The following is a 12,181-nucleotide window of genomic DNA, read 5'->3' as shown; positions in this document are numbered from 1 at the left end:
TATGGAAATATTGATGTGTGTAGCCGTTGGCATTCTGTTTGCGGTTGCCGTCTTTTTAATCTTGTCGCGGAGCCTGCTCCGTATCGTACTTGGCATGTCCATACTAACCCATGGCGTGCATCTGCTCTTGATCACCATGTCACGTCTCAAAACCGGGGCACCACCACTGCTTGGGGAGATGGCTGAACGTTATGTCGATCCTCTTCCTCAGGCTTTGATACTAACTTCGATTGTTATTAATTTCGGACTCACTGCGTTCTTCTTTGTTCTCTCCTATCGTTCTTATCTGAAGCTGAGAACAGACGATATGGAAGAAGTAAGGGGGCGCCCATATGAATAATCTCGTCGTTCTGCCCATTCTTTTACCTTTGATTACAGGTGTTCTGGCTCTGCTATTTTTCCGGAAAACAAATATCCAGCGGATCATTAGTGTCATTGGACTTTTGTTTACAGCAGCGGTCTCAACGATACTCATTACGCGGGTAGCTCAGACTGGAGTTCTAACACTTAATATGGGTGGATGGGCACCTCCCTATGGTATTGTGCTTGTTGCGGACATGGTATCGGCGCTACTTGTCGTTGCCGCTTCCATCATTGCACTGGCGTGTCTGCTGTATGCGTTCCGCAGTGTGAACAAGGAGCGGGAAGAGCACCACTTCTATCCGTTCTTTCATTTTCTGATCGCAGGCGTTAACGGTTCATTCCTAACCGGAGATTTGTTCAATTTGTTTGTCAGCTTTGAACTGATGCTCATCTCTTCCTATGCACTAATCGTATTGGGAGGCACGGAAAGACAGCTTCGGGAAACGATCAAATATGTCTTGATTAACATCGTTTCTTCAGCTCTTTTTGTCGCTTCCATCGGCTTCCTCTACTCCATAACTGGCACACTGAACATGGCAGATTTGTCCGTCAAAATTGCTGAGGTGGGACAGAGCGGAGTCATTACCTTAATTGCTGTTCTCTTTCTGATCGTATTTAGCATCAAGGCCGGGCTGTTCCTGTTCTTCTGGCTTTCGGGCTCTTATGCGGCACCACCTGCTGTCGTCACTGCATTGTTCGCAGGATTACTCACCAAGGTTGGCTTGTACGCGATTGTGCGAACATTCACACTGATCTTCTATCATGATCCGGATTTCTTCCATGCACTGATCGGATGGATGGCTGGTGCAACGATGGTCCTTGGTGTCATCGGTGCGATCTCATACCGCGATGTAAACAAGATTCTCATCTACAACGTGGTCGCAGGTGTGGGGTTTGTAGCTTTTGGTATGGCCGCGGCCAGTCGCCCTGCACTGGAAGGTCTGCTCTTCTATATGCTGCATGATATGTTAATCAAAACTTTGCTCTTCCTGCTCGGCGGTGCCTTGATCGCTGTTGCCGGAACATCCAAACTCGATAACATGGGCGGGCTGATCCATCGCTATCCGCTGCTCGGCTGGATGTTCTTCATCAGCGCACTTGCCTTGGCAGGTTTGCCGCCATTTAGTGGATTTCCAGGGAAGTTGCTTCTCTTTGAAGGCGGCTTGCAGGCAGGCTTGTATGGTCTTACCGGCATTGCGGTGCTTTCGAGCTTGTTGATGTTATATTCGGTACTGCGTATCTTCATACAAGCGTTCTGGGGCGAACCGCCTGCCGGGGTTACAAGACGCCCTTACGCGGTGAACGGCCTGCTGATTCCTGCCGGAATTCTGTTTGTATTCATCATCGTAATGGGTGTGGGGGCTGAAGGCATGTTCCAATTGACCTCCCGCGCAGGCGATATTCTACTGCATCCCAATATTTATATTGATGCCGTATTGAAGGAGTAGATGTCTATGGCCTTTCAGATTGTACTGAATCTTATCATTGCTTTTGTATGGATGTTTCTGAACAACGCCTGGAATGGTGTTGGTTTTCTCATAGGTTACCTGCTCGGACTGCTTCTCATCGGGGGGATGCGCAGATTCTTCCCCCAGCGCTTTTATATTGTGCGAGTCTGGGCCATCTTCAAACTGATTACACTGCTGTTCAAGGAACTGGTGCGAGCCAGCATTGAGGTTATACGCCAGATTATCAAGCCCAAGCTAGATATAAGGCCCGGTATTTTTACGTATAAAACTCAATTGTCCTCGGATTGGGAGGTTACTCTGCTCTGCTTACTCATCTCATTGACACCAGGTTCTCTTCCGCTTGAGATCTCGGGTAATCAACGCAAACTGTTTATTCACGCACTGGATATCAAGGATGAACAGAAAATGAGAGATGATATCCAAAATACATTTGAAAAAGCAATTATGGAGGTGACGCGTTAATGTTATCCTCACTGTTGTTCATCTCATTGCTCATTCTCTCCTTAGCCATTCTGGGTTGCTTGTACAGAGTGCTGCGGGGACCATCCATGGCTGATCGGATCACGGCACTGGATACCATCGGTATCAATGTGATTGCCATCGTTGCCGTTCTGTCGATGATGCTGCAAACCCAAGCCTATCTGGATATTATCTTACTGATTGGCATTTTGGCTTTTCTAAGTACAGTGGCATTTGCACGTTATATTGAACGGGGGGCGGTATTCAAAAATGATGGAGATCGTTAAAGTAACCGCTGAAACAGCTATAGGTCTACTCGTACTGCTCGGTGCACTACTCAGTGCACTCAGTGCATTCGGACTTATTCGTCTGCCTGATGTATATCTACGTGCCCATGCCGCAACCAAAAGTATGACGCTTGGTGTGTTCTGTGTATTAAGCGCTACATTTTTCTACTTCTGGTATTTCGATAACTATATCAGTGCCCGCTTGTTGTTAGGTATCCTGTTTGTATTCATCACAGCTCCGGTCGCCGGACATCTGAATGGTCGGGCCGCCTATCGCACAGATGTACCACTGTGGGAGCAGAGCGTGCAAGATGAACTGGAACCCTTGTTAAAAGGGAAAAAAGTGAACCATGAAGCCAAGGATATGATGGAGTAATCCCCCCGAGGCATAACGAATACCCCCGAGGATCTGCCGCTCGTTTCGCGGTATGTTCCCGGGGGTATTTTTATTTTTCATACACGGATCATATCAAGCACTGATTATGCAGACTGATTAAGTAGTAAAGTCAGAATCCATTCAGTCCCTGTCTTCTCAGATCCGCAGCCACAATACGTGCAAGCTCCGCAGCCCCTTGACGATTCGGATGCAGACTATCCCCTGTCAAATACAGAGCAAGTGTTGCCGCAGGACCAATAGACGTGAAATAGGCAGAACTCAGCTTGTTCAGTTCAACAAGGGTAACCCCCTCTTCCTGAGCGAGTGCACGTGTGGATTGATTGTACCAGCGATTCTCCGCTTGATGTACATTGGCTGTATTAAAATCTGTTGCCCGGCCCTGAGGCGTGGAGAGGATAACCGTTGCTCCTTTGTTCTTCGCCTGACGTACCATATCCCGCATAATCTCCTTGAACTGCGCCTCCGTTGTATTGTTCTTGGCATTAGTATCGTTAATTCCGAATTGCAAAATAAAATAATCTCCCGGCTTGATATACTTCAGAATCGCTTCCATCTGACCATCATCGCGGAAACCTCTCGCAAATTGACCACTTGACGCCATATTTCGAACCTGGAAGGTAGCATTGTTCACATAAGACGGAAACAGCTGTCCCCAACCTCCTTGTACACTGCTACCCAGCGGATAGTAATTACAAACTGTTGAATCACCACCAATGTAGATTGTGCGGTTGGTAACGGTCTGATTGGATAACTTTCGGATTTCGAGTGCACTAAGTGTGAAGGCGGTGCCTGTCTTTCCTTCCGTAATGAGCAAATTTAATTGCCCGTCTGTTATCGGAATTTGAAATTTATCCGTCGCCCCGTTACCCGTCATATTGATGATCTGGTATACACCTTCTGCCGCTACACTCGCTCTGGCTGTATTGCCCAGGACCACTTTAACTTCATATAGTCCATTGGACAGATTCACATTGAAGGTATTGGTGCTCTTAGTGCCGTAAGTCAGAAACTGGACAGCGTCGCTCATCACTCCGCTTCCGGAGGCAGACACATTTCGCATATTGGCAGGTGTATTGAACCCATATCCTTTGGTCGCAGTATAGGCATCTCCTGCGGACACACCTGTGTAACCGCTCTCAACAGCACCCGAACCAAAATCAAATCTGTAATTGTCCGTTGCCGCTTCGGCGACTTGCCCTCCACTGCTTCCCAGACCAATGCCCATCGTACTTGCAAACAGAACAAGACAGAGCAGAAACTTTACCGATGTTGACCATTTCATCACTGGATTCTCCTCTCGAATCAGAATTAACTCGGTGCACGATCCACAACTTCACAGAACTTGATCAAGCCAGTCATAGGCCTTCGCTCCGCTAATCTCATGTCCACCTGTAAAGAAATCCGCATCCAATGATTCTGATGCTCCCGCCTGCTCATATATGTGTGTCAAACGCGCATACGCCTCTCTCGCTGCATGGATCGGGAACACCTGGTCATCACTTCCGGCTTCAATAAAGAGTGGTCTAGGCACAATCAGGCCAATGAGATCCGGCAACTCCGCTTCACGCAGGATACCTGGCACATAGTTGTCGAGACAATGGTTCCGGTCCAGTATGCTGCCCTGAAATGTATTTGCATAACCACTTACTACAGCTGCACGGAACCGTTCATCCAATGCGGCTGTAAATGCGGTCACCAGACCGCCGCCCGAGATGCCCATGCTCCCAATTCGCTCCGAGTCCACTTCAGGTCGTGTTGATATATAATCCAGTACTCGTGTTGTTTCATATACCCGATGCCCGGCGAGAGTTTTCCCCACCATGAGCAGATGCGCGGCAATCTTCGTACAGGAACTTACCCCCGGTGGCGAATCGCGGTCTTCTTCCAGTCTTCGATCACCAAACCCGAGCAGCTCTGGAGCCGCAACCACATATCCACGCTTCACAAGAGCTACTGCAAAGTCCTTGTGTAATCCGGGCTCTCCTGTCCGCGGTGACCCATCCGGTTCCATACCCGATATCTCTCGGCTACCGTAGCCATGCCCATGGCAAGCAATGATAGCAGGTCTCTTAGTATCGGTAACGTTACCCTCACCTGGAATTAATAAATACACAGGCATGCGAAGTCCTGCATAGGTTGTGATTTCAATCCGCTCCCGAATATATCCGTCACATGTAATGCGCTCCAGTAAGACAGGATTCAGTGCTGCACCCATTGTTGGAAAACCGCCCAGCCGCTCTTTCACGCGGGTACGTAACTGACTGCGCCATAATTCCAGGGGTTGATCTGCATGATACGCGGAACGACCACGGAGATTCGTTTGTTGTTGTAGATAGGCTTCAATATCCGACATGGGCCTGTGTTCCTCCTGTTTTTCATAGGTTAACGTAGATGAAATACTATCATATGGAATTAATCCCATCCATTATAGAACATCTAGGTCAGCCATGAATTGAACATGTTTGCCTGTTTTGAATGGAATCACACGATTTCTAGCCAAAAAGGATATCTCCAACCTGAAGACAGGTTACGGAAATACCCTTCATTTTATCTGACCTGGCAGCCACCAGTTCCACCTGCCCATTAATTTCATCAGCGCAGGTACCAGTATTAGACGAATCAACGTAACATCAATCAACACCGCTGCCGTGATTCCGATCCCTAACTGCCTCACACCTGCGACTTCAGCAAAAGCAAACGGCACGGTCACCGCAAGCAGAATTGCCGCTGCGGAGGTAACCAGACGGCCTGTAGAAGCCAATCCCTGTTGGACAGCCACATCACTGTCTCCGGTTCGTCTATACACTTCCTGAATACGGCTCAGCATAAACACACCATAATCCATGGATATGCCAAACACCAATCCTGCAATGAATACAGGAATCATAATGGCAATGGCTGACGACTCCATACCCAGATGTCCTTCATTGAACACCCACACCAATATGCCAAATGAAGCGGCTAAGCTGAGCAGATTCATCACAATTGCCTTGATTGGAATGAGCATCGATCGGAATGCCGCCAGTAACACAAGATAATTGGTGACCACTACAAATACCAGCACTTTGGGCAGTTGACTTGTGACTTCCTGCATTATTTCATACTGCTTGGCAGCTTCCCCACCATAACGTATTTTTACGTTGTTGAAACCTGGTGCATGATCGCTATTCCTCATTCGTTCATGCCAGTCTGCAACCTGTTCCGAACCAGGCCCCCCGTGCACGGTGGCTATCAATCGTATGGAATGCTCAGAGACCGTTGAACGCAGCCATGCCGTCCTTGTTGACTGTTTGCCTTCTATGGAAGGAGTGAGCGACGACGGTGGGATCCGAAAAAGACTTTGCGAGCCAGTTTGATTCGGCTGTAATAGGCCCCATGGTGAAACAATGCTCAATACGTCTGAGTCCTGCAGTAGTTGACGGGCTTTGTTGTGGGCCATCTGCCAGTGTGAGGCAGTCAACCGTTCCTGCTGTCCGCCAATCAGAATCTCGATAGCGGAGGTGTCCTTTTGCCCCAGATCATATTGCAACTGCTCTGCTGCCTGGCGGGACTCCATTCTCTCTGGCAGTGAAGAAGCATCCGGGACAGACAGTTCCAACCGGGTCACTGGATAGACGCACAGAAGCAGCACAACGGTACCTCCAATGGCCATACTGACTGGTCGTTTCATGACCATTGCTGACCATCTATGCCAGACCGAGCTTCTGGGTAACAAATGGACTAACTTTCGCCTGAAGACCCGATCCGCAGACAGTGACAGCAGAGCTGGCAGCAGCGTAACATTTAACAGTAGCGATAGGAGCAGAACAATAATAGCCCCCAAGGAGACACTCAGAAACATCGGCAGTCTGATCCAGAGCAGACCCAGCAGCCCAAGGAGCACGCAAGCTGCCGAGAACAACACCGCTCTGCCTGCTGTACGTAATGTTCGCTGAAGAATCTCGCTCCGCAAAACCTCGCTCTGCATATCCAGGCTGCTGCCCGTAACGTTAGCTTTGCCTTCATCTTCATACACCCGCTGAAGTTCTTCCCTGTACCTGCTCAGGATGATCAGGGCAAAGTCTGTGCTCAGTGCCATGCCCACCATGGGAATCACATTAATGATAAAGTTGGACAATTCCAGATGATAACCAAGGAGTGACGTGACTCCCATAGCGGTAATCACAGCACTGATCCCCATCATGACAGCAATCAACGCGGCATATAGCCCCCTGAATGCAAAACACAAAACGATCAGGGCAATCGGCAGTCCCACCATCTCTGCCCGTTCCAGATCACGAAAGCTCAGATGATTGACATCCTGCTGGACGACTACCTTTCCCGTCAATTGCACCGTACCTGGACCGTCTGTTGCCAGCACGGCGCGCAACTGCTCCAGTGGGGGACCCATCTGATGCGGGGGCACATCCATTTTCACAAGGGCATATGCCCTATGGTCTTGAAACGTCACCCTTTCTCCAGCATCCAAAGGGGACGTGATAGATGTTACCTCAGGCAACACTTGAACCTGTGTCAAACGATCCTTGATCCACTGCCGGAACTGTAACGGCGAGGTATTTTCCTTTTTCTCAAAAACCAGAATAACCGGATCAGCAGGAGAACCGAATTCGTCCTCCAGAACAGCTTCAACTGCTTGCGCATCCCCGTGAACCCTTTTTAATCCGTGATCTTGAACAATATCAGGTAACTTATATGCCCAGACCGCTGACATCCCGATGATAAATACCCAGCAGAGAATAATGAACCGCGGATATCGGCTGATGAAGGCAGCAAGTCTGCGATAACCCATACCTAAGCTCCTCTGCGATCAGATTAGTCATTCGATTATGTTCATCGGTAAGATCATAAGCACATTCATACACTTGCGGTGTATGTCTCCTTCACTCGGGTTCGCGAACTATTGGATACCATGATTCACAGGTGTTCTGTTCGCTATGGGGGCAGGGATGTATGTAAAAGGAAGTAACTCTGCTGTTAATCCCGGGCCAAAGGCCAGCGCTATCCCACTGGAATGCTCTTCCTTCTGTCTGTAATCCTCGCGGATGGCTTGAAGAACAAAAAGAATCGTCACGGACGACAGGTTGCCATAATCCCGCAGGATGTTTCGGCTGTAGGAGACCTGCTCATCTGTCAACTGATATAGCTTCTGAACGGCATCCACGATGCCTCTGCCTCCCGGATGGATCGCCCATATTTCCGGTAAACTGCTACCCTCCAGCAACCGCTCTACCTCTGGACCGAGATGCAAACCAAGCAGCTTCGGAATCTGTGGTGACAGGTAGAGATCAAAACCTGTATTGCCCACTTCCCAGATCATTTCTTCTGCACAATCCGGGAGCAGCGTTGATTGCCCACGACCTAATCGAAAACATTCATTGCGGTCTGTTCCGGACGCACCAATAACACAGGCAGAGGCACCGTCTCCGAAAAACGATGCGGCATACAGGTCGTCCCGTTTGGCAGATGGCTGAAAGTGAAGTGTGCATAGTTCCACACACACGATGAGAACTGTAGCCTTCTGATCTGTCGTTACAATGGAATTCGCCAGTTGGATCGCCTTTAGACCGGCTGCACATCCTTGAAACACCAGTGGAATCCGGTTGATCTGCGGTGAAAGTTCAAGCTGCTGGATCAGCCGAACATCAAGTCCGGGCAGGAATTGCCCCGTGCAACTCACCGTAATGAGATGTGTAAGTTCCGAGGAGGATATGTCTGCATCCTGAAGGGCCTGTCCGGCCGCTTCCAGACCAAGTGGAACAGCAGCAGCTTTGTATTTTGCCATACGCTCGGCTGTAGTCGGGACTTCCTCCACAGAAGTAAAGGGTAAATATCGGCAAGCCTCCACAGGCTCAAGCAGATTCGGTTCACATGTATAACGAGTCTCCACACCGCACTGATTAAAGATTCGCTTCGCCCATCTTCTCGCATCCGGCTCATGTTCCAGCGCCTGTGCGAGACGGGCGGACACATCCTTTTGCTCAATACGGTGGGCAGGCCACGCCGTTCCTATTCCCATAATACTTGCCCCAGTTGTTGCCTCAAGCTGGTTCATCGGCTTAACCTCCTATATCGTACGTGTTCAAAAGTAGGCTTTTTAAACAACCTATATATAAAATAGGTTCATATGACATATGTGCAGGATATAGTACAAGTCTATTCACTACCTGTCCTGTTTATGTTCATATTAACAAGCAAAGGCGGACAACATATGCGAGTTTCGCACGTGCTGTCCGCCTTTGCTACCGGATTAAACCCATTCCTTATTACATGTTCGATCTGTCAGAACTATTCAGGTCGAATCACCGTGAATCTCTCCCCAAGCTTGGCATAATCATTACCCGCCAGTCGGCTGACTGGTTTCAAATGATCCATCAGGATATAGCCCTTGTCCGGATTGTAGACTTGTTCGCTGAAATGATACTGTACAATACGTACCAGCAGCAAGTCGCTCGTGGGTTTGCCCTCATCATTCGTGATGGGAATGTGCTGATACAGCTCACACTCCATCCGAATGAGTGCTTCCTGAATTCCTGGCACAGCAACCTTGGTACTTGGCACTGTAGTAAGTTTTGTCCGCTCTAACTCACTTTCGTGGGGTTCCAGTATGGCTGCTGTCTCATTCACTTCTGTTATGATTGCTTCATCACAGATATGCACGACCAGTTCTTGATGAGCAAGCACATTACGTGCAGTATCTTTCATGGCACCGTCTTTACGTGCAATGGATATGGATAACAGCGGTGGGTCCGAACTAACCACATTAAAGAAACTAAAAGGCGCTGCATTAATTACACCATTCTCATCTGAAAGTGTCGTCACAAAAGCAATTGGACGTGGTACCACCGAACCACTCATCAGTTTATAATTGTCTCTTCCCGTTATTTCACGTGGATCCAATGTATACATATGTAAATATCCCCTTCCATGCTCATGTTACGTTAATCGTGGTTCACTTACGTTACTTCCTCGTTATTATATATCCATATCTGTTCAAAAAACAAAAAACGCCTTGATGCTCATGGCATCAAAGCGTTCAAATGACTGTTTCGCATATGTTTGGTTGTTACTTCACAATACTGCTTTGAATATCTTGCAGAATTTGCGTATTTGCTTGAACGCCACTGTACAACCAGCTGCTTGTGCTTTCAAATTCAAACACATTACCTGTCTTTACAGCAGGGATGCTCTGCCATACGGCATCTTTCAGCGCTTCTGAGCCTGCTCCCTTGTCACTGTTCACCAGGAAAAGATAGTCTGCGTCCATTTCCGCGATCTTCTCCAATGAAATCTCAGACCAGTTACCCGTTGCCTTTGCGGATGCTTCCTTCACAACATTAGGCTCTGCAAGTCCAAGTTCGTTGTACATCACTTCACCACTGGAAACATTGTTGCTTACAACATAAAACTTGTTATTGAACAACCACAACGCTGCGGCCGATTTTGTTCCTCCAGTAACAGCAGTTACTTTTTCTTTGACATCCTTTGCTTTGGCATCATAATCGTCAAGCGCCTTCTGCGCTACATCCGATTTGTTCAGAAGCTCGCCGATCTTGAGCAGAGCCTGACGCCAATCCTTGTTGACCTCATCTCCGAGTACATACGTAGGGGCAATTTTATTGTATTGTTCGTATTTCTCCCCTTCAACTGTACTTTCAGAACCCATAATAATCAGGTCTGGTGAGAAACTGGCCATGGCTTCAAAAGGTAGGTCACTTGCAATACCAGGTATGCCATTCAGATCGTTTTGCAGATAATCCTGCAAACCACTGCCGTTGTTGATGGACCACTGTGCTGCTGGCTTAACACCGAGTGTAACGAGATGGTCTTCCAGATAAGACGCGATGACACGCTCAGGATTAGCCGGGATGGTTACTTCATGTCCCATAGCATCTGTTAGTGTGCGCTCTGTCGGGACTTCTGTTTGTGTCTCTGTCTCCGTTGTTGTATCGTTCTCTCCTGCTGCTCCGTTCTCTGCAGGCTTCGCTCCACACGCGGCCAACCAGATGGACATGACCATTACCGTAATCAGAAGTAGGATCATCTTTTTATTTCTCTTAAACAATTTATTATCCCCTTTCAATATGGAAACCTTATTGGCTGTATTGGGACAGATATCAACGTTCAAAAATATTGAAACTATTATTGATACATATAATATCCGTATGTACATTTGTCCGATTCCATTGACAATGATAATTGTTATCAGTTCAGTTGTCAATTCGATTATATTCTGCGCTATACAGTTGAACTAAAATTTATTTACACTAACACTACGATGATAGAACAACCTTCCAATCGCTGTTATTCCCAGATTTTTTCGATTCCCTTTTCTCTAAGGGAAAATCCGGTGATAAATGCGAGCGCTTCGCTTTTTCAGGTTTTTTCTATCTTCTCCGTTTGGTGTAAATGATTAGTTCAACTATATAGATCATATAAAATCTTCTTGGCGGCACTCACATATAGGCGGATGCCGCCATATGCTGAATGCAGAATACGACGACAGGAAGGATGTTCTGTACATGTATTACGAATATAACCCTTATCTAAGTTATGGAGAAGACCGTTCCTTTCAATTGCCTCCACTGTTCCCAGGAGGTGGCGGTGGCGGCACACCGGGTGGTCCGACGTTTCCTGGTATACCTGGTGGTCAAGGCTCCTATCCTCCATACATTCCAGGCGGAGGACCCGGTCCATATATCCCCGGAGGCATTCCAGGTACAATCCCGGGTACAGCACCGGGCGTACCTGCGCAGCTGACTCAAGGCAATCTGCCCACCCTGCTTAGTGCCTATCCTCGTCCGGTAGGTCAGCCTCCGGCAGAAATGCTTTTTCTATATAACCTGATCAAAAGCAGCCCGGGTCTGCTTCCGCTCTTCCTCCAGCAACAGCCGCAAAACCTCACTCAAGCTGTGCAATTTGCACAGACTGGTACAGCGGCACCACGAGATAACGAAGAACGTGCGCTGCCCTACTTTTGCTACAACCGGTGGTCCCTTGTCTTCACATACAATGATGTCTACCTGATGTGGCCTGCGATTAATCTGTTTGGTTTTGTGGTGGGGTACTTTTATCCATTCCTCACGCCAGGTATACTGTCCAATACACAGATTTTGTTTGCACTCTGCTAAACCCGTCCTTACCTACAGCAAGAGCCCCACTTGGAAGCATGATTCCTTCCAAGTGAGGCTCTTGTTCGTTCTTTTATC

General features: G+C 48.1%; 12 protein-coding genes. 6 read left to right on the top strand and 6 right to left on the bottom strand.

Annotated features, from left to right (window positions below; all coding sequences use genetic code 11):
• The first annotated feature begins 1 nt into the window (after nucleotide 1).
• Genes QNO02_RS12605 through mnhG form a run of 5 tightly spaced genes read left to right on the top strand, consistent with a single transcriptional unit; the run spans nucleotide 2 to nucleotide 2,954 of the window.
• Nucleotides 2–340, top strand: coding sequence for a Na(+)/H(+) antiporter subunit C (locus tag QNO02_RS12605; protein ID WP_036608715.1), 339 nt, complete (start codon nucleotides 2–4; stop codon nucleotides 338–340).
• Nucleotides 333–1,811, top strand: a complete 1,479-nt coding sequence (locus QNO02_RS12600) for a Na+/H+ antiporter subunit D (protein WP_036608717.1) — start codon at nucleotides 333–335, stop codon at nucleotides 1,809–1,811. The genes QNO02_RS12605 and QNO02_RS12600 overlap by 8 nt, the downstream gene beginning before the upstream one ends.
• A gap of 6 nt (nucleotides 1,812–1,817) precedes the next feature.
• Complete coding sequence (locus tag QNO02_RS12595) at nucleotides 1,818–2,294, top strand: Na+/H+ antiporter subunit E (protein WP_036608718.1); 477 nt, start codon at nucleotides 1,818–1,820, stop codon at nucleotides 2,292–2,294.
• Nucleotides 2,294–2,578 (top strand): Na(+)/H(+) antiporter subunit F1, encoded by a 285-nt coding sequence (locus tag QNO02_RS12590; RefSeq protein WP_017688855.1) that lies wholly within the window; start codon nucleotides 2,294–2,296, stop codon nucleotides 2,576–2,578. The genes QNO02_RS12595 and QNO02_RS12590 overlap by 1 nt, the downstream gene beginning before the upstream one ends.
• Complete coding sequence (mnhG, locus tag QNO02_RS12585) at nucleotides 2,562–2,954, top strand: monovalent cation/H(+) antiporter subunit G (protein ID WP_076249568.1); 393 nt, start codon at nucleotides 2,562–2,564, stop codon at nucleotides 2,952–2,954. Before QNO02_RS12590 ends, mnhG begins: the two co-directional genes overlap by 17 nt.
• 130 nt (nucleotides 2,955–3,084) lie before the next feature.
• On the opposite strand, the gene QNO02_RS12580 is transcribed toward mnhG, so the two are convergent.
• The 6 genes from QNO02_RS12580 to QNO02_RS12555 all read right to left on the bottom strand — a co-directional run bounded on the left by QNO02_RS12580 (nucleotide 3,085) and on the right by QNO02_RS12555 (nucleotide 11,037).
• The gene (locus QNO02_RS12580) at nucleotides 3,085–4,200 is read right to left on the bottom strand and encodes a rhamnogalacturonan acetylesterase (RefSeq protein WP_289392762.1); all 1,116 of its coding nucleotides are present in this window, start codon (nucleotides 4,198–4,200) and stop codon (nucleotides 3,085–3,087) included.
• A gap of 108 nt (nucleotides 4,201–4,308) precedes the next feature.
• Nucleotides 4,309–5,328, bottom strand: coding sequence for a dienelactone hydrolase family protein (locus QNO02_RS12575; protein ID WP_289392219.1), 1,020 nt, complete (start codon nucleotides 5,326–5,328; stop codon nucleotides 4,309–4,311).
• Between the two features lie 189 nt (nucleotides 5,329–5,517).
• Complete coding sequence (locus tag QNO02_RS12570) at nucleotides 5,518–7,764, bottom strand: MMPL family transporter (protein WP_249910930.1); 2,247 nt, start codon at nucleotides 7,762–7,764, stop codon at nucleotides 5,518–5,520.
• 108 nt (nucleotides 7,765–7,872) lie between these two features.
• A complete protein-coding gene (locus tag QNO02_RS12565; protein WP_249910931.1) occupies nucleotides 7,873–9,027 on the bottom strand; it encodes a type III polyketide synthase in 1,155 nt (384 codons plus the stop codon).
• A 233-nt stretch (nucleotides 9,028–9,260) separates the two neighbouring features.
• Complete coding sequence (locus QNO02_RS12560; protein ID WP_249910932.1) at nucleotides 9,261–9,881, bottom strand: flavin reductase family protein; 621 nt, start codon at nucleotides 9,879–9,881, stop codon at nucleotides 9,261–9,263.
• 157 nt (nucleotides 9,882–10,038) lie between these two features.
• Nucleotides 10,039–11,037 (bottom strand): ABC transporter substrate-binding protein, encoded by a 999-nt coding sequence (locus tag QNO02_RS12555; protein WP_133384493.1) that lies wholly within the window; start codon nucleotides 11,035–11,037, stop codon nucleotides 10,039–10,041.
• Nucleotides 11,038–11,452: 415 nt separating this feature from the next.
• Here QNO02_RS12555 and QNO02_RS12550 point away from each other — a divergent pair, with 415 nt between their 5' ends.
• Entirely contained in the window at nucleotides 11,453–12,103 is a 651-nt protein-coding gene (locus QNO02_RS12550) for a hypothetical protein (RefSeq protein WP_249910933.1), read from the top strand.
• Nucleotides 12,104–12,181 lie beyond the last annotated feature (78 nt).

This window comes from Paenibacillus sp. PK1-4R (genome assembly GCF_030369595.1).
Taxonomy (GTDB): Bacteria; Bacillota; Bacilli; order Paenibacillales; family Paenibacillaceae; genus Paenibacillus.
The sequence above is the reverse complement of the archived record's forward strand: the minus strand, read 5'-3'. Positions and strand labels throughout refer to the sequence as shown.